Genomic DNA, 25,885 nt, shown 5'->3' on the forward strand with positions numbered 1-25,885 from the left:
CGGGCGCCGGTTTCGGGGTGTTAGCGGAATCTTAACGTCAGGTTCTGGCAATTCGGCGGCAAGAAACCGGGGTCGGAGTACTTTTTCCGCCGATCCAGCCCGGCAAATGGCCGAAATCGCGGGGAAAAAGTACTCTGACCCCAGTTATGAACCCACTGACCGCGATCGGCTGGCCCGACGACGACGACCCCGCCCGCCAGGCCGCCCTCGCCGCCGTGCCCGACGGCCGCCTGGCCCGCGTGGTCGGCCAGCACCGCAGCGCCTACGAGGTCGCCACCGGCCCGGACGCGCTGCGCAAGGTGCAGCCGCCGGTGCCTTGGACCCGCCCGCGCTTTCCGCCCGAGGAGCGCGCCGCGGTCGGCGACTGGGTCGTGCTCGACGCCCACGGACGCGAAATCGCCGCGCTGCTGCCGCGCCGCAGCCTGCTCAAGCGCGGCGCCGCCGGTGAGCACCACCGCCAGCAGCTGATCGCCGCGAACGTCGACCATGTGCTGGTCGTCGTCGGCCTCGACCAGGACTTCAACCCGCGCCGCATCGAACGCTATCTCGTGCTGATCCGCGCCAGCGGCGCCGATCCGGTGCTGGTGCTGACCAAGGCCGACCAGTGCGAAATCGTCGACGACTGCGTCGCCCTGCTCGACGAGGTCGCCGCCAGCGGCGTGCCGATCCATCCGGTCAACGCCAAGGATCCGGAATCGCTGCGCGTGCTGCAGCCGTACCTGGGTCCGGGACGGACCGTCGTGCTGGTCGGCAGCTCCGGCGCCGGCAAGTCGACGCTGACCAACACCCTGCTCGGCCGCGAGAAGATGAAGACCAATGCGGTGCGCGCCAACGACTCGCGCGGCCGCCACACCACCACCAGCCGGGTGCTGACGCCGCTGCCGCAGGGCGGCTGCCTGATCGACACGCCGGGCATGCGCGAACTGAAGATGAGCGGCGACGAGGACGTCGTCGACAGCTTCGACGACGTCGAGGCGATCGCCGTGAACTGCCGCTTCCGCGACTGCGCCCACGGCGACGAGCCCGGCTGCGCGGTGCAGGCCGCGATCGAGGACGGCAGCCTCGACGAAGCCCGCTACCGCAACTACGTGAAGCTGCGCGACGAACAGGAAGCCGCGCAGGTCACGCTGGCACAGCGCCGCGCCGAGGCGCGCAGCGCCAACAAGGCGTTCGGCAAGCGCCTGAAGGACAAGTATGGAAGGCGCTGAAATCCGCGGCCGTCGCGGCGGCCGGCCCGCGCGCCCGCCGGGCGCCCCGCCGGCGCGCCTGCTCGCCGCCACGCTGCTGCTCGCGCTGCTGCCCGCGCTGCTGTCGGCCTGCGCGAGCATCCCGCTGTCGACGATGTGGAAACTGCGCGGCTTCGACGCGCAGACGCTGATGCAGCTCGATCCCGCCGACCTGCGCGTCGCGACCACGCTCGTGCCGCAGGTGCAGATCCTTCCCGACAGCGTGCGACTGACGCTCGCGCTGAGCCGCGACGACGGGGACGACGTGCGCCACGAATTCGCGCTCGAGTCCCGCAACCAGGCCGGGCCGGACGCGCGGTTGCCCTGGCAGGTGTGGGCGCTCGACGCCGACGGCCGCCGTGGATTCGCCGACGTGCAACGGGCACTGCGCGCGGCCGACGCCGGCGACGCCGCGCCCTTCACCGGCGCGAGCTTCAACGTCGCGCTGAAGCCGGAGTTCGGCGAGGACCCGCCCGCCGTGCTGCGCATGACGGTGCAGCTTCAGCTCGACCGCGTCGACGGCTGGTTCGTGCTGATCGACGACCACGCGATCCCGGTCACGCGATGACCGCACTCGACGCCGGACTGCAGGCCCTGGCCGCGCTCGACGACCGCCTCGTCGCGGCGACGCGCTCGATCCGCCTGCTGCAGTCGGTCAGCTGGCCGGCGCACGTGCAGGGCGAGTTCCTCGCCGGCTGGCGGCAACGCCGGCACGCGCTGCCGCGGATCGAATTCCCGAAACTCGACTACGGCGCAGAACGCGCCGAACTCGAGGCGGTCGTCGCCGCCACGTCGGGATCCGAGCACCCGCTCGCGACCTACCTGCAGCGCACCGCGCAGAGCTGGATCGTCGCGACCCGGCTGCTGGAAGCGCTCGGCACGCCCGAAGTCTGCGAACACTCGACGGCGCTGTTCGGCCGCCCCGGCGACGCCCTGCCCGGCGAGGGCCCGACCAACCTCGACGCCGCCCGCCACTTCATCGGCGTCGCCGACGAACTCGACGGCGAACTGCACGGCGCCGAGGCCGATTACGTGCTCAGCGCCGAGACCGTGCAGGCCGAGCTGCAGGCCGCGCTCGACGGATTCTTCGTGCACCACCGGGTGTCGGTCGAACTGGACCCCGACCTGATCGCCAAGGCCGCCGCCGGCCCGACCCGCATCCGCCTGCGCAGCGCCACCGGCTTCACCGAATACGACCGCCACCAGCTGCTCGAGCACGAGGCCTTCGTGCATTCGCTGACCGGCCTCAACGGCCGCGAGCAGCCGCATTTCCGCTCGTTGTCGCGCTCGTCGCCGCGGGTCACCGCGACCCAGGAAGGGCTGGCGACCTTCGCCGAACTGATCACCGGCGCGATCGACATCGAGCGCATGAAGCGCATCAGCCTGCGCATCGTCGCGATCGACATGGCGATCCGGGGCGCCGACTTCATCGAGGTCTTCCGCTTCTTCCTCGACGCCGGCCAGACCGAGACCGACAGCTTCGCCTCGGCGCAGCGCGTGTTCCGCGGCGTGCCGGTGACCGGCGGCGCCGCCTTCACCAAGGACACCGTCTACCTGCACGGTCTGCTCAGCGTGCACACCTTCTTCCGCTGGAGCCTGCGCCACCGCCGGCTGCGCCTGACCCGGCTGCTGTTCGCCGGCAAGATGACGCTGCAGGACGTGTTCGCGTTCGAGCCGCTGTTCGACGCCGGCGTGCTCGCCGAGCCGCTCTATGTGCCGCCGTGGATCCAGCGCGCCAACGGCCTCGCGGGCATGCTGGCCTTCTCGCTGTTCGCCAACCGCATCCGCCTCGACCGCGTCGAAGCCGACGACCTCGTCCTCGGCTTCTGACGGATTCGACAACGGATCGAAGCCGATCAAAGCCGATTCGGGGGGCGCGGCCGCGAGCGCGCTGGGCTACGGAAATCAAGCCGCGCCGTCATCGGACCGGATCGCCGACCTCGCAGCCACGACGCGCCAGATCGGCTGTTATCGGCCGTGATCCGTCGTCACTGCTCCCGCTGTTCGAGCGTCCCGCTGTCGGTGATCACGTGGTCGGCGAGGTCGGCGCTGTCGACGAGTTGCACGCGGTCGGCGATGACGGTGCCGTGCCAGTGCGGGATCTGGTGGGTGAGGCGGCGGTAGAGCCAGGCCTCGTCGGGCGGCGCATGCAGGTAAAGCGGACGGACGCGGCCGGGCTGCGCGTCGAGGGTGGCGGCGAGCGCGGGCAGGAAGACCGCCGCGCGTTCGCCGGCCGCGCGCATGCCGCGCTGCACGTTGGCGCCGTGCCAGAGCGCCAGTGCCGCGAACACCAGCACGAAGACCCGCGCGCTGCGCCCCAGGCGCGGCCAGGCCAGCGCCACCAGCGCTGCGCACCAGGCCGAGAAGGCGTAGCCGTACTGGTTCGCCGTCATGCCGATCGCCAGCACCGGGGCCAGCCACAGCGTGCCGCCGAGCACCAGCACCAGGGCCAGCCGCAGCCCGGCGGCGCGCGCGACCGCTGTCCACAGCGCGCTCCAGAATGCCGCCGCCAGCACCAGCGCGCCGGTCGGCGCCCGCCACAGGCCGGCGATCTCGAAGGTCGACGTGCGCGGCACGAACAGGTGATAGGCGAACCAGTTCGCCGGGATCTGCGCCGGCACCAGCGCATAGGCCGGCTCGGCCGCGCCGGCGGCGAGCAGCGCCGGCAGCCGCAGCGCCAGGTAGAGCCCGCACGCCGTCGTGGCGCCGGCCGTCGCCGCCGCGAACACCCGCGGCCGCGGCCACGCGGCCCAGCACAGCGCCAGCACCGGCGCGAAGGCCAGCGCCGATTCCTTCGCGGCGAGCGCGAGCGCGGTGGCGGCGAAGGCGAGGCTCGCGACCTGCCACGCCGGCCAGCCGCGCCCGCTCGCGAACGCCGACGGCGCGCCGCGCGCGCTGGCCAGCCCATGCGCGAGCCCGAGTCCGATCGCGACCACGAGCAGGTCGGCGAGTGTCGCCACCCAGCCGTGCACGTAGACCGCGTACGGCCCGAGCGCGAACACCAGCGCCGCGCCGACGGCGACGCCGTGGCCACTGCCGAGCCGCACCAGCACGGCCGCCAGCAGCGCCGCGTTCGCACTGCCGGCCAGCACCCACAGCGCATGCCAGGCCGGCGGCGCGGCGAACAGCGCCCGCGCCAGCCACAGCCAGAGCTGGAAGGTCAGCGGCCGCCACTGCACCGCCCCGAGCGCCGTCCAGTCCACCGCCGGCAGCGGCCCGGACGCGGCCGCGCGTGCGCCCCACTGCAGCTCGTCGTGGCTGAACCAGCCGGGATTGGTCGCCAGCGTCCACTGCGCCAGCGCCGCGAGCAGCAGGCTCGCGAGCGCGGCCGGCACCGGCGCGGCGGGCGGCCGCGGCGGGTGCAGCGTGGCGGGGCGAAGGGCCATCGCGGTTTCCTTGCGAAAGGCCGAGATCGTAGCCGCTGGCGGGCCCACACCGGCGCGCGCCCGGCCCCCCGGGGGCAGGGGAGCTACAATCACGGGCCCTCGCGGCATCCCCTCGCCGCGCCGAAGTCAGACATGCCCCAGGAAGATTTCAAGCAGGCCGCGCTCGACTACCACCGCATGGCGCCGGCCGGGAAGATCAGGGTCAGCCCGACCAAGTCGATGCTGACGCAGCGCGACCTCGCCCTGGCGTATTCGCCGGGCGTCGCGCATGCCTGCGAGGCGATCGTCGCCGACCCGGCCGAGGCCAGTGCGCTGACCGCGCGCGCCAACCTGGTCGCGGTGATCACCAATGGCACCGCGGTGCTGGGCCTGGGCAACATCGGCCCGCTCGCCGGCAAGCCGGTGATGGAAGGCAAGGGCGTGCTGTTCAAGAAGTTCGCCGGCATCGACGTGTTCGACCTCGAGATCGCCGAGAACGACCCGGACAAGCTGGTCGACATCATCGCCAGCCTCGAGCCGACCTTCGGCGGCATCAACCTCGAGGACATCAAGGCGCCGGAATGCTTCGTCGTCGAGCGCAAGCTGCGCGAGCGGATGCAGATTCCGGTCTTCCACGACGACCAGCACGGCACCGCGATCATCGTCGGCGCGGCGCTGCTCAATGCGCTGCGCGTCGCCGGCAAGCAGATCGCCGACGTGAAGCTCGCGGTCAGCGGCGCCGGCGCCGCCGGCATCGCCTGCCTGGACATGGTGGTCGCGCTCGGGGTGACGCCGGAGAACATCCACGTCGTCGACCGCGACGGCGTGCTGCACGAGGACCGCGCCGACCTGCAGCCCGGTGGCGTCAACGCCGGGATCGCCCGCTACGCCCGCCGCACCGGCGCGCGCACGCTGGCCGAGATCGTCGCCGGTGCCGACGTCTTCGTCGGCGTCTCCGCCGGCGGCGTGCTGAAGCCGGAGATGGTCGCGACGATGGCGGCGCGGCCGATCATCTTCGCGCTCGCCAATCCGACCCCGGAAATCGATCCGGGGCTGGCGCGGGAAGTGCGCCCGGACGCGATCATCGCCACCGGCCGCAGCGACTACCCGAACCAGGTCAACAACGCGCTCTGCTTCCCGTACATCTTCCGCGGCGCGCTCGACGTCGGCGCCACCGCGATCAACGAGGCGATGAAGCGGGCCTGCGTGCACGCGATCGCCGAGCTGGCGCGCCGCGAGGCCACCGACCTCGGCGCCGCCTACGCCGGCGAGACGCCGCGCTTCGGCGCCGACTACCTGATCCCGCGCCCGTTCGACCCGCGCCTGCTGGTGTCACTGGCGCCGGCCGTCGCCGAAGCGGCGATGGCCAGCGGCGTCGCCACCCGTCCGCTCGCCGATCCGGCCGCCTACCGCGAGCGCCTGGCCTCGCAGGTCTTCCGCACCGGCCTGCTGATGAAGCCGGTGTTCGACCGCGCCCGCAGCGACCGCAAGCGCGTCGTCTACGCCGAGGGCGAGGAAGAGGTCGTGCTGCGCGCGGTGCAGACGGTCGTCGACGAAGGCCTGGCCTTCCCGGTGCTGATCGGCCGGCCGGCGGTGATCGAGCGGCGTATCCAGAAGCTCGGCCTGCGCCTGCAGCAGGGCGTCGACATCGAGATCACCAACATCGACGACGACCCGCGCTTCAACGACTACTGGCAGCTCTACCACGAGATCATGGCGCGCAAGGGCATCACGCCGTCGGCGGCCAAGGCGATCGTGCGTTCGCGCGACACCGTGATCGCGGCGCTGATGGTGCGCCGCGGCGAGGCCGACGCGATGCTCTGCGGCCTGGTCGGGCGCTTCGCCCGCAAGCTCAAGTACGTGCGCCAGATCCTCGGTGTCGAGAGCGAGCACCGCGGGTTGTCGGCGCTGAGCGCGGTGGTCAACGACAAGGGCGTGTTCTTCTTCACCGACACCCACGTGAACGTCGAGCCGAGCGCGGCGCAGATCGCCGAGTCGGTGGTGCAGGCGGCGTTCCGCCTGAAGCTGTTCGGCATCACCCCGAAGGCGGCGCTGATCTCGCATTCGAACTTCGGCTCGAGCGAGTCCGAGAGCGCCCGCAAGATGCGCGAGGCGCTGGCGATCCTGCGCGAGCGCGCGCCGAAGCTCGAGGTCGACGGCGAGATGCACGCCGACATCGCGCTGGACCCGGAGGCGCGCGAACGCATCCTGCCGGGCTCGCGCCTGAGCGGGCGGGCGAACCTGCTGGCCTTCTCCGACCTCGACGCCGCCAACGCCAGCTACAACCTGGTGCGCGGCATGACCGACGGCGTCGGCATCGGCCCGATCCTGATGGGCCTGGCCGCAGCGGCACACGTGATGACCCCGTCCTCCACCGTCCGCCGCGTCGTCAACATGAGCGCGATCGCGGCGGTCGACGCGCAGATCCGCGCGGCGCGGGGATAGGGGACGTACCCCGGCAGTAGCGGGCAGTAGCGGGCAGTAGCGGGGACGTACCCCATCCTTCTTGTGGGAACGGACCAACCCGTGAAGGCGGTGCTCCGGACCGAGGGGGTACGTCCCCGCTACTGCCCTAGTCGTCGTCCTGATCGCCGGAGACGATGCGCTTCTGGATCGCGTCGAGGTAGGCGTCGGCCTCCTGCACGCTGCTGAAGATCTCGTTGAGCGGCACCGCCTTCACGACGTCGAAGACCTTCTGGATCTGCGGCTGCGGGTTCACCACCACCACCTTGCCGTCGCGCGCCGCCAGCGCCTTGCGGGCCTTGAAGATCGAGCGCACGCCGGCCGAGCTGATGTAGATCAGGTGCTCGAGGTCCAGCACCAGCGAACGGATCGGCGAGGCCAGCACCGGCGCCAGTTTGGCGTCGAGCTCGCCGTAGGTGTGGGTGTCGAGGCGGCCGGCGAGGGCGACCCGCTGGTAGCCGTTGCCGGGGGGGGCGATGTCGATCGTGAGGCTCATGCGTGGTTCTCCTCTCGAGGAATCCTGAGCACGACGCGCAGGACATTGTGTGGACCCACCCGTGCGTACGCCACTTCTTCGGACAGCTCGCGGATCAGGAAGACCCCGAGCCCGCCGATCGGCCGGTCGGCGATGTCGGCCTCGAGGTCCGGCGGCGGCGCCGCGAGCGGATCGAAGGCCGGGCCGTCATCGGTGAAACGCAGGGCCAGGCGGTCGCCGTCCACGACCGCCTGCAGCGACAGCTGCGGCATCGGACAGTCGCCGCAGTGGCCGAGCACATTGGTCGCGACCTCCTCGATCACCAGGTCCAGGTCGTGGATCAGCGCCGCCGGCAACTGTGCCGGCGCCAGCCCGGCTTCGACCTGGGTGATCAGCGCGCGCACCGGTTCCCCGGGCGGCGGATCGGGCACGGTCGCCTCGACGACGAAGTGCCGCGGGCCCGTGGTGGTTTCGCGCAGGTATCGCATCGCCAGTACCGTGATGTCGTCGGATTGCGGAGCGTCGGCGGCGTGCCGCTGCGCCGCCGCGACCAGCGCGCGGCATTGCGCCTCCGGGTCCAGCGCCGGGTCCAGGGTGTCGAGCAGGCGCTGCGTGCCGAACTCGTGGTCGTCGCCGTCGAAGGCCTCGGTGATGCCGTCGGTATAGCTCAGCAGGGTGTCGCCCGGCTGCAGGCGGCCTTGCCACTCGGGGTAATGCGCCGCGACCTCGACGCCCAGCGGCGCCGTGGTCTCCACCGGCGCCAGTTCGCGGCGGCCGTCGGCGCGCAGCAGCACCGGCGGCTCGTGCGCGGCGCTGGCCAGGGTCAGCGCGCCGGTACGCAGGTCGATCACGCCGCACAGCACGGTCGCGAACATGCAGGTGTCGTTGCCTTCGAACAGATGCCGCGCCGCCGCCCGCAGCGCACGCCCCGGGCCCTCGCCGGCCTGCGCCGCCACCTCCAGCACCGTCATCGTCCGCGCCATGAACACCGCCGCCGGCACGCCCTTGTCGGAGACGTCGCCGATCACGAACCAGAGCACGCCGTCGCGCTCGAAGAAGTTGTAGAAGTCGCCGCCGACCGCCTTCGCCGGCACCAGCCGCGCCGCCAGCGCCAGGTGCGCGCCGCCGGCGTCGAACTCGTTGCTGCGCGGCAGCATCGCCTGCTGGATGTCGGCGGCGATGCGCAGCTCGTTGTCGATGCGCGAGCGCGCCTCGCCCATCTCGGCGATCTCGGCCATCTGCCGCTTCAGCGATTCGCGGGCGCGGTCGAAGGCGCGCGCCATCACCCCGACCTCGTCCTCGCGCTCGGTGTGGCGCAGCGGGTAGTCGAAGTCGCCGCGGCCCAGGTGGCGCGCCGAGCGCGTCAGGTCCTCGATCGGCCGGGCGATCGCCTGCGAGGTGCGCCGCATCGCCACCACGCAGACCAGGATGCCGAGCAGGCCGAACATCACCACCGACGCGGTGATGCCGTCCAGGCGCTCGAGCACGAAGCCGCTGGCGGCCGACACCACCAGCGTCCAGCCGGTGTCCGACACCGGCACGCCGACGCTGAAGCGGCGCTCGCCGGGGGAGGCGCCGTCGCTCGGCGCCGCGATCACGTGGTCGAGCTGGATCTCGCGGCGGGCCCGCACCGCCTCGAGGAAGGGCACCAGGTCCGCCCGGCCGCCGGCGTGGACCAGGTGGTCGAGGGTCACGTGCATGCGGATCGTCGGATCCGGATGCAGCACGTACAGGCGCTCCGGCGAGAGCAGCATCAGCCGCAGGTTGCGGTCGGTCGGCAGCGAGGCGAGCTGGGCGCGCAGGCGGGCGATCGGCACGTCCAGCCCGACCAGGCCGAAGGCGGTACCCGGCTCGCCGTCGACGCCGGGCGTGCGCAGCGGCCGGTAATACGTCGTCAGCGCGCTGCCGCCGAAGGTGTTCGAGGCCGCCGGCTCCGACCACCACGGCGTCGTCGTCGTCACCGTGCGGATGTACCAGGGCTCGATGCGGTAATCGATGCCGAGGTCGGGCAGGGTCGACTCGTGCAGCTCGCCGTCGACGCCGCGGCGCACGTACCAGCTGAAGCCGGGATCGTCCGGCGCCAGGCGCCCCGGCTCGATCACCAGCATCGCCCCGAAGATGTCCGGGTCGGCGCGCACCGTCGACACCAGCAACGTGCGCAGCTCGAGCGGGTTGCGGCCGATGCCGGCGGCGTTCATCGCCAGGGTGTCGCCGCTGATCTGCACCGAGTCCAGGGTCGCGTGCAGGCCGAGGCTGGTCTGCCGCGCCATGCCGACGACTTCCTCGCGCACATTGCGCTGCAGCAGGTCGCGCATGCCCAGGTAGGCCGCCAGCGACATCATCAGCAGCATCGCCACCCCGGCGATCGTCGACGACACCGCCATCCGCGTGCGCAGGCTGTGCCGCCAGCCGACGCGGCGGATCGCCGGCGTCGTCGCGGGTGTCGGTGCCGGGTCAGGCGGCGAGCTCATTCGCCTCCACCTCGCTGCGGCGCTGGAAACGGATCGCCAGCACGGTGATGTCGTCGGACTGCGGCGCCCCGGCCGCGAACGCGTGCACCGCCGCGACCACCGCCGCGCACTGCTCGTCGGCGTGGCGGCCGGCGGCGAGGGCGTCCAGCAGGCGCGCCTCGCCGAAGGCCTGGTCGCCGGCGTCGAAGGCCTCGGTGACGCCGTCGGTGTAGACCAGCAGGGTGTCGCCGGGCTGCAGCCGCCCTTCCCAGGCCACGAACTCGCCGTCCTCCTCGATGCCGAGCACCGGGCCGCCGGGCAGTTGCAGCCATTCGCGGTGGCCGTCGGCGTGCAGCCGCACCGGCGGCTCGTGCCCGGCGCTGGCGAGCTGCAGGTCGCCGGTGGCCAGGGCCAGCCGGCCGCAGATCGCGGTCGCGAACATGCAGGTGTCGTTGCCTTCGACCAGGTGCCGCGCGGCGACCGAAAGCGCCTTCGTCGGGCAATCGCTGATCCGCGTCGCCACCTCCAGCACCGTCATCGTGCGCGCCATGAACAGCGCCGCCGGCACGCCCTTGTCGCTGACGTCGCCGGCGACGAACCACAGCGCCCCGGCTTCGTGGGTGAAGTAGTTGTAGAAGTCGCCGCCGATCGCCTTCGCCGCCTGCAGCAGCGCGCCGGCCTCGACGACGCTGCCGGCGTCGAGCAGCTCGCGGTCGCGCGGCAGCATCGCCAGCTGGATGTCGCGGGCGATGTCGAGCTCGCTCTGCAGCTTGGCGCGCTCGCCGGCCATCTCGGCGATCTGGTCGAGCTGGAAGCGGATCGAGTCGCGCGCGCGTTCCAGCGCCCGCGCCATCACGCCGACCTCGTCGGCGCGTTCGTCGTGCGGCACCGGCCAGTCGAACTCGCCGACCGCGAAGTGCCCGGCCGACGTCGTCAGCTCGCTCAGCGGCACGGTGATGCGCGCGGCCAGCCGGCGCACCAGCAGCGACACCAGCGCGACGCTCGCCAGCGCCGCCAGCGACATCCCGAGCGCGAGCTGGCGCAGGTCGGCCAGGATCGCGTCGTGCGACAGCGACAGCTGCAGGCTCCAGCCGGTGTCGCCGATCGGGGTGAACACCGAATAGCGGGTCTCGCCCCGGGGCGCGATCACGTGGGTGAAGGCCAGCGGCTCGCCGCTCATCTGCGCGCGTTCCAGCGGCCGCAGGTCCTCGCGGCCGTGCCGGTCGATGTATTCGGACAGCGTGTTCTGCAGGGCGATGCCGGGGTCGGAGTGCACCGCGAACATGCCGCCGGGCGCGATCAGCGTCGGGCGCTGGCCGGGGATGCGGCGCAGGGTGTCGAGCAGTTCCGACAGCCGCCGCACCGGCACGTCCAGGCTGACCATGCCGACCGTGCTGCCGGCGGCATCGCGCAGCGGCGCGTTCAGCGTGGTCATCCAGACGCCGCCGGCGGCCTCGTTGAAATACGGGTCCGACCACCAGGCGGTATCGGATTCCAGCGTGCGCCGGTACCAGCCCTGGGCGCGGACGTCGTAGTCCTCGTCGTAGAGGTCGCGGGAGACGTTGCGGACCGTGGTGCCGGTGTACCAGGCCATCGGCGCGCCGTCGGGAAGCACGCCGGGCTCGAGCGCCAGCAGGCCGCCGATCGCCGAGGGTTCGGCCTGCACCAGCGCGCCCATCGCCTGCGCGAGCTCGCCTCGGCCCATCGGGATCTCGCGGAACAACCGCGCCATGCCGTCGACGGTCACCGCGACCGTGGTCATCGCCGCCTGCAGCCGCTCGGCCGACTGCTGCGCCTCGTAGCGCGTGCGCGCCTCGGCATCGGCGACCACCTGCCGCTGCACCATCGCGTAGGCCGCCGCGAACCCCGCCAGCAGCAGCACCGCGGCGAGCGTGCCGAACATCAGCATCAACCGCGTGCGCAGGCTCTTCCACCAGGGCACGGCGGGACCGGAAGACTGGGCGCGGGGCAGGGCGGCCATGGGGGGAGCATAGGCCAGGACCCCCGCATACCGTAGGAGCGGCTTCAGCCGCGATGCTTTTCTTCCCCTCCTGCCGAAGACCGGAAGAGCATCGCGGCTGAAGCCGCTCCTACGGAAAGAGCATCGCGGCTGAAGCCGCTCCCACCGGAACTGGGCCGGGGAAAGCCGCCCCCGATCCCGGGTAGAATGTCGGCTCTAAAAACCGCGACGAATGCCCGGAAAAGAGGGCGAGAGGAAGAACGATGAACTGGCTGCAGCACGCGCTCGAAAACGACATCGACCCCACCGAAACCCGCGAGTGGCTGGAATCGCTGAAGGCGGTGCTCGACACCGACGGCCCGGAGCGGGCCCACCACCTGCTCGAGCAGATGGTCACGATGACCCGCCAGGCCGGCGCGCAGCTGCCCTTCCAGCCGACCACCGAATACATCAACACCATCCCGCCGCAGCTCGAGGCCAAGAGCGACGGCGACGCCCAGCTCGAATGGCGCATCCGCAGCATCATCCGCTGGAACGCGATGGCGATGGTCGTGCGCGCCAACCGCAAGCCCGGCGACCTCGGCGGCCACATCGCCAGCTTCGCGTCCAGCGCCACCCTCTACGACGTCGGCTTCAACCACTTCTGGCGCGCCCCGAGCGAACAGCACCCGGGCGACATCCTCTACATCCAGGGCCACAGCTCGCCGGGCATCTATGCGCGCAGCTTCCTCGAGGGCCGCATCAGCGAGAGCCAGCTCGACAACTTCCGCATGGAAGTCGACGGCAAGGGCATCTCCAGCTATCCGCACCCGTGGCTGATGCCGGACTACTGGCAGACGCCGACGGTCAGCATGGGCCTGGGTCCGATCAGCGCCATCTACCAGGCGCGTTTCCTGAAGTACCTCGAGGCGCGCGGCCTGATCGCGCCCAGCGACCGCAAGGTCTGGTGCTTCCTCGGCGACGGCGAGACCGACGAGCCCGAGAGCCTGGGCGCGATCGGCGTCGCCGGCCGCGAGGGCCTCGACAACCTGGTCTTCGTCATCAACTGCAACCTGCAGCGCCTCGACGGCCCGGTGCGCGGCAACGGCAAGATCATCCAGGAGCTGGAGGGCAGCTTCCGCGGCGCCGGCTGGAACGTGCTCAAGCTGATCTGGGGCAGCTACTGGGATCCGCTGCTGGCGCGCGACCGCGACGGCATGCTGAAGAAGCTGATGATGGAAACCGTCGACGGCGAGTACCAGAACTGCAAGGCCTTCGGCGGTGCCTATACGCGCGAGCACTTCTTCGGCAAGTACGAGCAGACCGCGCGCCTGGTCGACAACCTCAGCGACGACGACATCCGCCGCCTGAACCGCGGTGGCCACGACCCGCACAAGGTCTATGCCGCCTACGCCGCCGCCAGCCGGCACAAGGGCCAGCCGACGGTGATCCTGGCCAAGACGGTCAAGGGTTACGGCATGGGTTCCTGGGGCGAGAGCCTCAACCCGACCCACCAGACCAAGAAGCTCGACGACGAGGCCGTGCGCGCCTTCCGCGACCGCTTCCAGATCCCGGTGCCGGACGCGAAGCTGCCGGAGGTGCCGTTCTACCACCCGGGCAAGGACTCGCCGGAAGTGCAGTACCTGCTGAGCCGGCGCGAGAAGCTCGGCGGCTTCCTGCCGCAGCGCCGGCGCAAGGCCAGCCAGCCGCTCAAGGTGCCGGAACTGGCCGCCTTCGAGCGCCTGCTGAAGTCCACCGGCGAGCGCGAGAACAGCACCACGATGAGCTTCGTGCAGGCGCTGAACATCGTGCTGCGCGACAAGCAGGTCGGCCCGCGCTGCGTGCCGATCGTCGCCGACGAGGCGCGCACCTTCGGCATGGAAGGCCTGTTCCGGCAGATCGGCATCTACGCGCCGGAAGGGCAGAAGTACAAGCCGGTCGACGCCGACCAGCTCATGTACTACCGCGAGGACGCCAGCGGCCAGGTGCTGCAGGAAGGCATCACCGAGTGCGGCGCGTTCAGCAGCTGGCTGGCGGCGGCGACGAGCTATTCGTCGAGCGACGTGGCGATGCTGCCGTTCTTCATCTACTACTCGATGTTCGGCTTCCAGCGCATCGGCGACAGCGCCTGGCAGGCCGCCGACATGCGCGCCCGCGGCTTCCTGCTCGGCGCCACCGCCGGCCGCACCACCCTCAACGGCGAGGGCCTGCAGCACGAGGACGGCCACAGCCACCTGCTCGCCGGCGCCATCCCGAACTGCCGCGCCTACGACCCGACCTTCGGCTACGAGGTCGCGGTGATCTTCCAGCACGGCATGAAGCGCATGCTCGAAGAGCAGCACGACGAGTACTGGTACCTGACGCTGATGAACGAAAGCTACCCGCACCCGGCGATGCCCGAGGGCGTGGAGGACGGCATCCTGCGCGGCATGTACCTGTTCCAGGACGCCGGCAAGCCGAAGAAGGGCGAGCTGCGCGTGCAGCTGCTCGGCAGCGGCACGATCCTGCGCGAGGCGATCGCGGCGGCCGAGCTGCTCGACAAGGACTTCGGTGTCAAGGCCGATATCTGGAGCTGCCCGAGTTTCACCGAGTTGCGGCGCGACGGGTTCGACTGCGAGCGGCACAACCGCTTCCACCCGGAGGGCGAGCAGCGCGTGCCGTACGTGACCCAGTGCCTCGAGGGGCGCAGCGGGCCGGCGATCGCCGCGACCGACTACGTGCGCGCCTTCGCCGACCAGATCCGCGCTTTCGTGCCGATGAAGTACACGGTGCTGGGCACGGACGGCTTCGGGCGTTCCGATACGCGGGCGAATCTTCGCCGCTTCTTCGAAGTCGACCGGCACCACATCGCGCATGCGGCGATTGCGGCCTTGGCGGCGGAGGGGAAGATGAACGCTAGGGATGTGGCGCGGGCGATCAAGACGTACAAGATAGACTTACACAAACCAAGTCCGACAAGCGTGTGATGCGGAGCAACTTGAGGCCACCATCGGGAAAAGCTAATGGCAGGTTAGGGGCATGGCCGCGCGCAAGCATCGCCGCTGTCGACCAGTCGAGGCGCTACGTCAGCGAGTGGCGTAACTAAGCCGGGACAAAGAGCCGACCCGAGTGCCGGGAGTTCCGGCCGGCGCCTCGATCCAAGGCGTCCGGCCTAGGCGCACCTTGGTGGCCTCGCGCTACTTCGGTCGGCAGGCCCGCGGTGGGGGCTGTTTTTGAGCCGGGCAATGCGCGCAACCTCGAGGAGTGCCGCGCGATTCAACAAGTGCTTGATCACGCTAATATCGAATCATGAAGGCTGCCTACTTCCGCCGCTGCCAAGTCGAAACCCCACCAGATGTCGTGGACGTATTGTGGAATCTGGCCAGCCAGTTTCGTGGCGGCGAGTCCTTCGGCAACGTTCTCGACTTGGGCGCGGGCGATGGCCGCTTCGGACGCCAGCCGCAGCGCTACCGCTCCTACACCGGCGTGGAGAAGGATGCGGCCAAAGTCGCCGGTGCGCGCATGCCGCACGGCTCGCGCCTGGTGGTGGGCGATGCGCTGAGTTGGCCAGACTCGGGCTACGGGCTGGCAATCGGCAACCCGCCCTACATTCGCCATCACGGACTGGAGCCGCACTGGCGTGACGCCGCGCTGGCCCGGATCGCCCATGCTGGCGGGCCGACCTTGAAGAAGACGGCCAACGCCTTCGTGATCTTTCTTACTCAGGCGCTGCTTAAGACGGACGACGCCGGCCTCGTCGTGCAGTTGGTGCCCTACGAGTGGGTTACGCGGCCCAGCGCGCTGGAGCTGCGCGAGTACATCCAAGCACAAGGATGGAACGTATACGTCTATCGCTTCGATGCAAACATCTTCCCCACAGTATTGACCACCGCCTCGGTGACGGTGATCGACAAGGCGGGACGCGAGGGCCTCTGGAAATTTGGCCAGATCGGGCGCGCGGGGGAAGTGCGGGCCGTCCCCCAAGCCACGGGCTCGCGCTCCAAGCCCATCGCCTACAGCGCCGGCCACGAAACGCTGCACGCGATCCGAGGCCTAAGTCCGGGCGGTCAGGACCTGTTCGTTCTCACCGAGGAGGAGCGACTGTTCTTCGGGCTGCGGCGTCGCACCGACGTGGTGCCCGCAGTCACCAGCCTCCGGCACCTGAATGAGAACATCGGCCAGCTCACGGCAAAGGCGTTCGAGTCGCACTATGTCGCGCAGGGCCGTCGGTGCTGGCTCATCCGCAGCGATCGTGAGTCGCTCTCGGAGGCGTTGAAGGACTACCTGCGCCATGTCGGCCCGCGCTGGAAGCAGTACAGCACTTGCACAACGCGCTCGCCGTGGTGGCGTTACAAGCCGCACCCAGTGCCGGCTGTGCTGGTCGCCTCGGGCTTCATTGGCAACGCTCCGAAAATTGTGGTCAACGAGACTAAGGCGATCGCAGTGGGCTCGGTCTATGGCATCTTGACCGATGAGGGCGCTCCCAGCGCCCGCACAATTGCACAAGGATTGGCCGGTTTCGATTTCGGGCGGCGCATTGTGCATCACTCCAACAATCTGAAGAAGCTCGAAGTTCGCCAGCTCAATACGATCTTGAATCAGTTGTTCGGCTAAGGACCTGCGTGGCCACAAAAGCGCTCGCCGCCTCCAAAAAAATGCGCAAGGCGCATTTTCATATCGACGCCGCTCTGTTCGAGGAACTGGGCGAACGCTTGGTCAGCCGCCCGGAGATCGCGCTAGCCGAGCTCATCAAGAACGCCTACGACGCCGATGCCGCGCGCTGCCGTATCCGCATCGCACCCGAGCAGATCGAAGTGAGCGATAACGGTCATGGTCTGACTGAGGGCGAATTCCTGGGCAACTGGATGGTGGTGAGCACTCAAGTCAAGGGGAAGCAGCGCTTCTCGCGCCGCTACCTTCGTCCGATGGCCGGTTCGAAGGGGGTGGGACGCTTCTCTGCGCGCTTCTTGGGCTCGCACTTGGAACTGGATAGCGTCTCGATCGATCCGGTCAGCAAGCAGCGCACTCGACTGGTGGCGCAGTTCGACTGGAAGGCGATCTCGCGCGCGCAAAGTATCGAGGCTGTGATCATCCCGTACACGGTCACTGCTGTCGACGACGGCGTGCGGACTGGCACGACATTGCGCATCACCCAGCTGCGCGAGGGCGTCGACGCACTGGCGACGGATCGAGTCAAGACTGATGTGTTGCGCCTAATCGATCCGTCCGGTGGTCTGGAGCGCCCACAATTCCACCAAAGCACTCAGCGCGCAAAGAAGGGCGATCCGGGCTTCCAAGTCGTCATTCACGAGTCGGACGAGGATGAAGGCTCGCCCGCGGAAGCCACCGACGTCGCAAAAGCGGTATTGGCAGCCTACACCGGCCGTGTGCGCATGGAAGTAGACGAAGACGGCCAAGTCGACTTCAAGGTGTATTGGCGTGGTCAGGACGCACCGATCGAAAACAAGCGGTTTTCCCTGCGACGTCTGGCGCTGCCGTTCACCGCTGCGCGCTTTGCAAAGCACGATGGTCCAGTTGACCACCGCGGTGTGCCTATGGAACTCGAGCGCATTCAGCACCTGCCTTTAGCTCCAAAGCTCAACTCGCCGGTGTTCATTGACCTGCGCTTTTTCCCGAAGCGCAAGGGCGCCTTTCAAGGGCTCCCAGTCAACGGCGTACAGGCGCAGTCCTGGCTCAAGGATCACGGCAGCTTCGCCGTCGTCGACAACCAATTCGTAATGCCCGCATACGCCGACCAAGACAGTGACTGGTTGGCGATCGAAACGAGCAAATCGCACAATGAGCGCTCTTGGCAGTCCGTACTAACGCCGGTCTGGTACCCCATGGACCCGGCCGACAAGGCCAACCCGCAGCGCAACCCGATGCTGGCGCTTCCGCGCATGACGCAGTTGTTCGGTCGGGTGCACATCTCCACGCAGAAGCGCTTGGACGACGTCGATGACGACAGCTGGTTACAGCCGAACATGGACCGCGAGTCCCTGCGCGCCAATGGCGCGCTCAATCTACTCTGGCACCTTTGCCGCTTCGCCGCCGAGGCGCTGGCTCATTTCGATCGCAAACTGCGCCTGGAAGAAAAGGAAGCGGCCGAGCGCGACGCCCAGCGCGAGGCAAGGACGGCCTTGTCAGCGGCCATCGCTGAGATCAAGACCTCCACGCAGATCGAGCCGGCCTACCGCGAAAAGGTCGTCCAGCAGCTCAAGGCCGCGCAGACCCGATTGCAGGAAGCCGATGAATACCAGCAAGAAGCGCGGATCTCGCTCGAGCTGATGTCGCTGATGGGCGTGATGGCTGGCTTCATGACGCACGAGTTCGAGAAAGCGCTGGCGACTATGCAGCGCATAACCCGCGGCGCCCGCACCTTGGCGAAGCGCGAGCCATCTCTGAAAGAGGCGGCGGACAAGCTGGCCGAGAACGAGAGGACACTAGCCAACTACCTTGAATACATGCGTCTTTTCGCCGAAAAGGCGCGCATTCCTGCGCCGGAACGCTTCAAGGCGCGCGCACAGCTCACCGTCGCCACCCATGCGTTGGAGTCGCTCGCCGCGGACCACGGCATTTCCATCACAATTGCCGCCGATGCCAAGCTGCCCGGCCCATACGTGCCGGTCGCCGCCTACCACGGGGTGGTAGTGAATCTTGTGTCCAACGCCATGAAGGCCGTGGTCGCGCGCATAGGCAAGGCCGAGCGCAAGATTCGCCTGTTCGCCACAAACGAGGGCAATCGCCACATTTTGGTGTGCGCCGACACCGGCATCGGCATCCCCGAATATTTGCGCGAGCGCATCTGGGACCCACTGTTCACCACGACCGGCAGTTCTGAAGACAATCCGCTCGCGTCCGGATTGGGGTTGGGGCTCAGCGTCGTGCAGCGCGTGGTCAAGCGCTTCGACGGGCGCATTGAGTTGCTAAAGGAAGCCCCGCCGGGATACATCACGGCCTTTCGCGTCACGCTGCCGCTGGCAGAACAGGACCAGGCATGAAGCTGTTGTTGATCGAGGACGAGGCGGACTTCATTGAAGATCTCGTGCAGCTGGCCGACGGCGCCGCCACTGTGCTGGCGCCGGGCGACGTCGGCTTGCTGATGCGCGAACTGCCGGGCGAAGGGCCAGCAGAAGACCAGCTGGCTGACATCCTTGGCGGGATAATTCGGGAGCACCAGATCGACCTGGTCGTGCTGGACTCGGACCTTACACACGCCAAGGGCGAGTTGCAGGCGCAATCCGGGTACCGCGCGGCCTTGCACCAGTTGGGCATGCCGGTGTGCCGTTACCAGAAGGGAGGCTCGGAAACGCAGTTCACCTGGTGGAAGCGCTTGAACCGCGCCATGTCCGAAGGCGCGGACGCGATCTGGGTGCCGCGCGCGATGGTTAGTGGCGATCGCATGGATGAGTTGGTGCCGTGGCTGCAGGACATCTGCACGGGCTTCCAGACATTGTCGCAGCGCCTGGAAGCAGCGCCGCAACTGCTGCAAGCCAAGTCGGATCTGGGCCCCGCGGATGTCCTGGCCCTGCTGCTGGACAAGCCAAACGCCATGGTTGACCTGCTCGGCTACACATCGCACAGCCTGCTGTTCTTCGCCGCCGCGGACGAGCCCTCGGACGTGCGCACGCCATCGCAGCGCTATGCCACGCGCCTTGGCTACTGGTTGTACAACTATGTGCTGACCTTTCCCGGACCGATCTTGCCGGCCGGGGCGGCCGCCGCCTTCCTTAACCTGGACCAAGATTCGTTCAACCTTGAGGCGGTGCAGACGCTGGTCGAACCGGCGCGTTACAGCGGTCCGTTCGGCCAGACGGAACGCTATTACTGGCGATCGGACCTGATGCAACTGCTTGAAGCCCACGGCGGCGATCTAGCGCGCGCGCCGGCGCTCGCCGACGCGGCGCTCACGCGCCTCGATCCGGACGACCCGGGTGCCGAGGTGTACTGGTGTGTGCTCTCGCAGGCCCCGGTGCTGGCGTCCGAGACAGCGCCCAATCCCGAGTGGATCCCCATCGGCGCAGTGCAGTCGCGCGTGAAGCAGTCCAAGCTCGATGAACTTGGCCCGTTGCTGAGTATCTAGCGCGATGAGTGCCGTGAGCCTGTTCGGGCGCTTCTGGCGCGATGTCGGGTCGGACATCAAGCGAGTGGTCAAGCGCCACGCGACCTTACTGTTTCCAGATCAGCTGGGACTGCGCGACTTGGACGGCGGTGACCAGGAGATCTACTTGCACGAGCCGGTCATGTTCTACGGCGCGCCGCTTCGCGGCGGCAGCCACAAGCCCGGAGGACGGCGGGCACTGTTCGTCGACGGCACCTTTCGGGTCCGGGAGAATGGTCGCAGCTTCGACCTCGTGCAGGCCGCCTGCAACTTGGTCGTGTACGACACGGTAAATGTAGCCAACGTGTCCTACACGCTCACCTTGATCGACTCGATGCACTTCGACATCGAGCCCGCGGATACGCAGAGCGAATTTCATCCCATGTTCCACGCCCAGCGCGGCTACTCCACGCTGATCACGCCTGCCAAGGTGGTCGCGCAAGCGATGATGGCCTCCCACCTACCGGAGGACAAGATTCATGTCGAGCACGCGGAGATGAACTTGGAGTTCGTGCGGCTGCCGTGCCCGCAGATGGATATGCTCTCGGTTCTGGCCACGGTGGTTGCGGACTTCTTCTGCAACAAGGACCAGACGACGCGTCCTGAGAAGGACGCCTTTCACGCAATGCTCAAGCGCCTGTTGAGCGAGAAGAATCCCATGCGCGAAAGCTTGTCGTCGAAAGCTCTGTCCCGGCGTTGGCAAGATCGCCCGCCGTTCGCCGCCCCGCATTGGTACAAGGAAAGCGGCGGCTAGATGCTCGCCGCTAGACCAACAACGCCGGGTCCTGAAAGCGCTCGTGGACGCGTTCGTTGTGGTATTCCCGCAGCGCTTCGTACTTGTTTAAGACACTTCCTGAGTGGGTCCCGAGCGCCTTGGCGATGATGTCGCGGTGGCGACCCATGAACTCGCGCTTGTTTTCCCAAGCTCGAAAGTTCATGTAGTCATCGCGCGCCTCGCCGGGGGGTATAGTCAATGCGTGCTTGAGCTCCTTCGTGCTCAGCTCGATTTCGCCCAAGGCCATGGTCAAGTAGTCCAGTGCCGGCAAGCCGGAGGTGTACGCTGCTGGCGCAATGAACACGTCGGGAATCGGATCAATTTGCGGCGCGTACATGCCGCGACCTTGGTGTCCGACAAAGTACGCATACAGGTCGGCGTCCACGCCAATGAAGGGAGACCCGATAGCCCCTTCGATGCGCGCGGCACGAACCAGGGCCGGGCTAACGATCGTGTCGCTGTCCTCCTTGAACCAGCCGCGCGCGACCCCGCCCCGCACTAACTGCCCATCGTCGACGAGCATGCGACCCTGTGCGATAGCCAGGCCAGAGAGCTGGTGCAAGATCGCGTCGAACTCGGTCATGGTCTTGACCGCTTCGGACTGCATATCCCACACCGCCACCATCGAATCCGAAATCGCCCAGTACTTGCGGCCAAAGAAGCCATGCATCTCGCCGGACTCGGTGAACTCTCCGGCGAAGCGTTTGAGCACGCGCATCAGGCCGTCAGCCTGCGCCAGCGTGCCCGCCGCCGCGACTTGATGGCTAAACCCCAACAAGTCCGCGTAGAAGACAATCGCATCCGCGAACTGAAAGTTCTTGGGCACTTCTGCGATTTCGGTGTGCATGAACCGTCCTTTGCAGGGAGGTCAAGTGGAAGCGCGCTCCGCTTTGGACTATCTCAGGTCCGTCAACGTTTGAGCTACGGCCCCCGGCGGGGGGATGCTCGACCTCGCCTGTATAGACGATCGTCACTGCCTCGAAACCGCGATTCGGATGCGTGCCGACCCCGCACCGTTATCGAGAGGGGGATCATGGGTGTCAACGCCGATCCAAATCTGACCCACTTAGCCCCGCTGCCGCCGATTCAAATCTGACCCACCCCGGCGCTCATGCTCCGTTTGCCGCTCGCACCGCCCCCGCCTTGCGCTTGTCCTTGAGCCGATAGCTGTCGCCGGTGATCTGCACGATGTGGGCGTGGTGCAGAAGGCGGTCCAGCAGTGCGGCCGTCAGCGTCGCGTCGTCCGCCAGCGCGGTTGCCCACTGCGGGAACGGCAGGTTGCTCGTCAGGATCATGCTTCCGCGCTCGTAGCGTTTGGCGACGACGTTGAAGAACAGGCTGGCCTGCTCGCGCCCGAACGGCAAGTAGCCCAGTTCGTCGACCACCAGTAGCCGCGGACCGAGCACGGCGCGGTTGAAGTACTCCCCCTGCGTCAGGATAGTTGTCGCCCCGATAGACTCCACGCTCGGGGGCAGAGGACAACGCATTGGCTCGGTACGGACAAGCATTCAAGGACAAGGCGGTAGCGCGGCTGTTGCCGCCTGAGAGCGCAGAACTGGAAGTAGTTTCGCGGGAGTTGGGCGTGTCGTCAGGCACGCTGGAGCGCTGGCGTGCCGATGCACTCGCATCCGGGCGCAAGAGTGGCGGCTGGACGCCGGTAGCTCGACTGGAAGCGGTGATTGCGACTGCGTCGATGAGCGAGGCGGAGAAGAGCGCCTGGTGCCGTGCGCAGGGTCTGTTTCCTTCGGAGCTGGACGAGTGGCGACAGACCGCGACGGCGTCCCTGGGGACGTCGGAGGGAGCGACGGCGAACGCGGCGAGCCGGGCGGAGCGTCGGCGGGTGCGTGACCTGGAACGCGAGCTTCGGCGCAAGGACAAGGCGCTGGCGGAGGCGGCGGCGTTGCTGGTGCTGTCAAAAAAACTCGAGGCGCTCTACCCCAGGGACGCGGACGAATGACCGCCCGGGAAGAGCGCCAGCGTCTGGTGACCCTGATCGAGGAAGCGCATACCGGAGGTGCGCGCCTGGCGGTGGCCTGTCGCGAGGCCGGCGTCACGCTGCGTACGCTGCAGCGCTGGCGTGATCCGGAGGCCGGCATCCGCGCCGATGGCCGGCCCGATGCGGTGCACCCCAAGCCGGTGAACGCATTGAGCGAGCAGGAGCGGGCGGACATCGTGGAGGTGGCCAACACGCCGCAGTACGCCGCCCTGCCGCCGGCGCAGATCGTGCCGCGACTGGCCGACGCGGGCCGCTACCTGGCCAGCGAGTCGAGCTTCCACCGGGTCCACGTGAGGCTGGACAAGCCCACCACCGCGGCCGGGCCAAGGCACCGCAGAACCGTCGCAAGTCGACCACGCATGTAGCCCGCGCCCCCAACCAGGTGTGGTGCTGGGACGTGACATGGCTGCGCTCGCGGGTGACCGGACGCTGGTTCTACCTGTACCTGATCCTGGACTTGTACAGCCGCAAGATCGTCGGCCACGAGGTGCATGAGATCGAGTCCGGGAAAGCCTGTTCCGCACCGCCAAGTACCGTCCGGGCTTCCCGGTCAAGGGCTTCGCCGATCTGCAGGGTGCACAGGCGTGGGCCGCGCAGTTCGTACACTGGTACAACCACGAGCACCTGCACAGCGCGCTGCGCTTCGTGGCCCCGGCCGTTCGCCACGCTGGCCAGGATGACATCCAGCTGCAGGCTCGCAGACAGGTGTATGAGCTCGCCCGCCAGCGCCATCCGCAACGTTGGACCGGAGCGACCAGGGACTGGAGCCGCGTCGGCGCCGTCACCCTCAATCCCGAGCGCGATGCGGTCGCGTCGATGCAAGAAAGTAAGCAACTAGCTGCATAAGATCACGCGACAACTACCTTGACACGCACCGCCGCCGGTGGCGGCGAAGCCGAAGGCTTCGTAGAACGCGCGCGACGCGGCGAGGTCCCTCATCGCCAGGCTGATCGAAAAGGCACCGAGTTGCATGGGGAGGTCCTCGCGACGGGGTCCGGCGCATCCTCCGCCGGGCGGGCGGGAGTTGGCAAACTCGGGAGGGTCCTCCCTCAGAGCACGGAGTCATTCGCGGAAGCGTCGGAGATCTGCGGCGACCGTTCGCCCCTCGGCCCGGCGTTCCTTGCGGTCTTGCCAGGACGCGATCCGACATCGCCCGCCAGATCTCGGAATGTGAGACTCCCCGTCGGCATTGTGTATGCAGGAGGCTCACACCTGTTCGGACCCGATGAAATCGCGATGCTGGTCAACCGAATGCCGCCCCCCTCTGACGGCGGCACCGGTCCGCGTCATGATCCGTCCTCGGTAGTTCCTGGTCCTCAACCGGAGTCACCATGAAACGCGTATTCATTCCGTCGACCGGTCCTACCGACTGGCGCAACTTCCGCGCTGATCCCGACACGCAACGGCGACGCGGGAAATCGGCTCTTGAGCTCGCGGTCTCCTGGGATCTCGCGCAGCGATCGGAACGGGGATTGCCTCCGCGGCCTCCGTCGCGGCTCTGATCAGACGGAAGATGGCGAGGGACCGGTCGATGTTCGACGAGCACAGGTTTCTGGAGATCGCGGTGCGCAATGGCGCGGATCGGCCTCAGTTCGCCGGTACCAAGCCATGTCCCGACCTGTGGATCGGGCAGCTGTCCTGCGTCGGAGATCGGAATTACTGCCGTGAGGATTCTCCGTTTGCCGCGACGGATCGCCGCCTGATCTTGATTCTCGAATCTCCTCACAAGATGGAATACCCGACTTGTGGAGGCGGCAGGTCGAAGGTTGCCGACGGGCCGGCCCGAGGCCCAACCGGGGTGCGGCTCAGAAACGGCTTCGACCGGCTGATCAGGAGGCACGGAGAGTTCGAAAGCCTTCCTGGTGCGACCAGCGTCATCCTCATGAATGCCATCCAGTTCCCATGCTCGCTTTTCGAGAACACGAGCCGTCATCGAGACAGGGTTTTCGAAGACTGCTGGAATGATGGTGCCCGTGAGGAGTTCGCGGACAGGCTCGATAACTACGCGCGCCACGATGCGGTGATTGTCAACGCATGCACGCGCGGGACAGGAGCGACACCTCTCCATGAGCTCGTGAGGGCCGCGATCTTCCGAAGCCATTGGCGTATCGCACACCCGTTTTCATGGACTGCGAGGACACGAGTTCCTTCGCCGATTCCACAGAGGCGGAAGGACTGAACGACATGAACAGAAGAGTCGTGATCGCACTGGGTGGAGCTGGAGTCAACTTCGTCAACTCAATTGCACAGCTCGATGCCGATCTGGCGGTGGCCATCATCGGGAGCCAGGATCCCGAAGATGATCGGTACGCTCGATTCGATCATGTCTGGCGGGTCGAAGTTCGGGAGGAAGAGGGCGAGACTGATGCGGATCTGAAAGGGGTTCCTGAAGACGTGCGCGATAGAGCTTTCCGGATCATCGGATCGGCCGACCGAATCGTGTTTTTTGTGGACTTCGGCGGACTCATTTCAAAGTTTGCGCCCGCGCTTTGCGGGCTGGCTAGGAATGCAAAGGATCAAGTTTTCATGTTGGGGACGTTCCCGTTCGTGTTTGAAGTCCCTCGACGGCGCGTTGCAGAGAATGTGCTCGAATCGCTGCGCTCGATCGGAGTGCCAATGTGTGTCGAGGACAATCAGTCGCTGGTGCACCTCGGTCCGACGATGAAGGCAGGGGATGCATTTCGCGTCATGAACCGCCGAATCGAGGGGCATTGGCGGCAGTTCGTCGCATCGAACTAGGTTCGTCGGCAGGGCCGCGCTCATCGACACGCATCCGACCAAGCCCGGCCGAGTGACCGTTGGGGTCACCCCGGGAAAGTGGCATCGCAGGAGACGTGGAGGAGTATCCTGCGACAGGCTGGGCTGAAGAGGTGAACGCGATGCGGTACGCCATCATCATCGAGAAGGCCGGCGACAACTGGAGCGCTTACGCGCCCGACCTGCCGGGCTGCGTCGCTGCCGGCGACACCGTCGAGGAGACCCGCGAGCTGATGCGCGAGGCGATCGAGATGCATCTCGCCGGCATGCGCGAGGATGGCGATCCGATCCCGCCGCCGACGGTGCAGGTGAACTACGTCGACGTCGCTGCCTGAGGGCCGGGCCGGGCGCACGATCCG

The 25,885-nt window shown here is 68.0% G+C and carries 16 protein-coding genes and 2 pseudogenes; 12 read left to right on the forward strand and 6 right to left on the reverse strand.

Annotated features, from left to right (window positions below; genetic code table 11):
* Positions 1-146 precede the first annotated feature (146 nt).
* The 3 genes from rsgA to K311_RS0104530 are packed head-to-tail and all read left to right on the forward strand — an operon-like array spanning position 147 to position 3,056.
* Positions 147-1,208 carry a ribosome small subunit-dependent GTPase A gene (gene rsgA, locus K311_RS0104520; RefSeq protein WP_043797966.1) on the forward strand — a complete coding sequence of 354 codons (1,062 nt, stop codon included), beginning with the start codon at positions 147-149 and terminating at the stop codon, positions 1,206-1,208.
* On the forward strand, positions 1,195-1,794 hold the full coding sequence (locus K311_RS0104525) for a hypothetical protein (RefSeq protein WP_026816337.1): 600 nt from the start codon (positions 1,195-1,197) through the stop codon (positions 1,792-1,794). The genes rsgA and K311_RS0104525 overlap by 14 nt, the downstream gene beginning before the upstream one ends.
* On the forward strand, positions 1,791-3,056 hold the full coding sequence (locus K311_RS0104530; protein WP_026816338.1) for a peptidase MATCAP family protein: 1,266 nt from the start codon (positions 1,791-1,793) through the stop codon (positions 3,054-3,056). Before K311_RS0104525 ends, K311_RS0104530 begins: the two co-directional genes overlap by 4 nt.
* A 158-nt stretch (positions 3,057-3,214) precedes the next feature.
* Here K311_RS0104530 and K311_RS0104535 read toward each other — a convergent pair whose 3' ends face one another.
* Complete coding sequence (locus tag K311_RS0104535; protein WP_026816339.1) at positions 3,215-4,612, reverse strand: hypothetical protein; 1,398 nt, start codon at positions 4,610-4,612, stop codon at positions 3,215-3,217.
* 132 nt (positions 4,613-4,744) lie between these two features.
* On the opposite strand from K311_RS0104535, the gene K311_RS0104540 reads away from it, so the two are divergent.
* A complete protein-coding gene (locus K311_RS0104540; protein WP_026816340.1) occupies positions 4,745-7,036 on the forward strand; it encodes an NADP-dependent malic enzyme in 2,292 nt (763 codons plus the stop codon).
* Between the two features lie 127 nt (positions 7,037-7,163).
* On the opposite strand, the gene K311_RS0104545 is transcribed toward K311_RS0104540, so the two are convergent.
* From K311_RS0104545 to K311_RS0104555, 3 genes are read right to left on the reverse strand one after another with little or no spacing between them, the layout of a single operon-like run.
* A complete protein-coding gene (locus K311_RS0104545; protein WP_026816341.1) occupies positions 7,164-7,550 on the reverse strand; it encodes an STAS domain-containing protein in 387 nt (128 codons plus the stop codon).
* Positions 7,547-10,000, reverse strand: a complete 2,454-nt coding sequence (locus K311_RS15295) for a SpoIIE family protein phosphatase (RefSeq protein ID WP_081683269.1) — start codon at positions 9,998-10,000, stop codon at positions 7,547-7,549. Before K311_RS15295 ends, K311_RS0104545 begins: the two co-directional genes overlap by 4 nt.
* Positions 9,984-11,960 carry a SpoIIE family protein phosphatase gene (locus tag K311_RS0104555; RefSeq protein WP_051239497.1) on the reverse strand — a complete coding sequence of 659 codons (1,977 nt, stop codon included), beginning with the start codon at positions 11,958-11,960 and terminating at the stop codon, positions 9,984-9,986. The genes K311_RS15295 and K311_RS0104555 overlap by 17 nt, the downstream gene beginning before the upstream one ends.
* A 242-nt stretch (positions 11,961-12,202) precedes the next feature.
* Between K311_RS0104555 and aceE the strand changes: the two genes are divergently transcribed.
* The 5 genes from aceE (at position 12,203) to K311_RS0104580 (ending at position 20,752) form a co-directional block, all read left to right on the forward strand.
* Positions 12,203-14,884 carry a pyruvate dehydrogenase (acetyl-transferring), homodimeric type gene (gene aceE / locus K311_RS0104560; RefSeq protein WP_026816343.1) on the forward strand — a complete coding sequence of 894 codons (2,682 nt, stop codon included), beginning with the start codon at positions 12,203-12,205 and terminating at the stop codon, positions 14,882-14,884.
* A 322-nt stretch (positions 14,885-15,206) separates the two neighbouring features.
* Positions 15,207-16,511: an Eco57I restriction-modification methylase domain-containing protein gene (locus K311_RS0104565; RefSeq protein ID WP_043797972.1), complete on the forward strand. Its 1,305-nt coding sequence runs from the start codon at positions 15,207-15,209 to the stop codon at positions 16,509-16,511.
* An 8-nt stretch (positions 16,512-16,519) separates the two neighbouring features.
* Entirely contained in the window at positions 16,520-18,898 is a 2,379-nt protein-coding gene (locus tag K311_RS0104570; RefSeq protein ID WP_154659452.1) for a sensor histidine kinase, read from the forward strand.
* On the forward strand, positions 18,895-19,980 hold the full coding sequence (locus tag K311_RS17475) for a hypothetical protein (RefSeq protein ID WP_026816346.1): 1,086 nt from the start codon (positions 18,895-18,897) through the stop codon (positions 19,978-19,980). The genes K311_RS0104570 and K311_RS17475 overlap by 4 nt, the downstream gene beginning before the upstream one ends.
* Positions 19,981-19,993: 13 nt before the next feature.
* Entirely contained in the window at positions 19,994-20,752 is a 759-nt protein-coding gene (locus K311_RS0104580) for a hypothetical protein (protein ID WP_154659453.1), read from the forward strand.
* Positions 20,753-20,762: 10 nt separating this feature from the next.
* Here K311_RS0104580 and K311_RS0104585 read toward each other — a convergent pair whose 3' ends face one another.
* Entirely contained in the window at positions 20,763-21,620 is an 858-nt protein-coding gene (locus K311_RS0104585) for a hypothetical protein (protein WP_026816348.1), read from the reverse strand.
* 262 nt (positions 21,621-21,882) lie between these two features.
* A pseudogene (locus tag K311_RS18300) lies at positions 21,883-22,194 on the reverse strand (ATP-binding protein); the annotation flags it as partial.
* A 65-nt stretch (positions 22,195-22,259) separates the two neighbouring features.
* Here K311_RS18300 and K311_RS18305 point away from each other — a divergent pair.
* The 3 genes and pseudogenes from K311_RS18305 to K311_RS0104615 all read left to right on the forward strand — a co-directional run bounded on the left by K311_RS18305 (position 22,260) and on the right by K311_RS0104615 (position 25,861).
* Positions 22,260-23,615, forward strand: a pseudogene (locus tag K311_RS18305) (DDE-type integrase/transposase/recombinase).
* Between the two features lie 1,278 nt (positions 23,616-24,893).
* Entirely contained in the window at positions 24,894-25,508 is a 615-nt protein-coding gene (locus K311_RS18315; RefSeq protein WP_161627296.1) for a hypothetical protein, read from the forward strand.
* Between the two features lie 140 nt (positions 25,509-25,648).
* Complete coding sequence (locus K311_RS0104615; RefSeq protein WP_026816350.1) at positions 25,649-25,861, forward strand: type II toxin-antitoxin system HicB family antitoxin; 213 nt, start codon at positions 25,649-25,651, stop codon at positions 25,859-25,861.
* Positions 25,862-25,885 lie beyond the last annotated feature (24 nt).

It is taken from the genome of Arenimonas composti TR7-09 = DSM 18010, from assembly GCF_000426365.1.
Classification (GTDB): Bacteria; Pseudomonadota; Gammaproteobacteria; order Xanthomonadales; family Xanthomonadaceae; genus Arenimonas; species Arenimonas composti.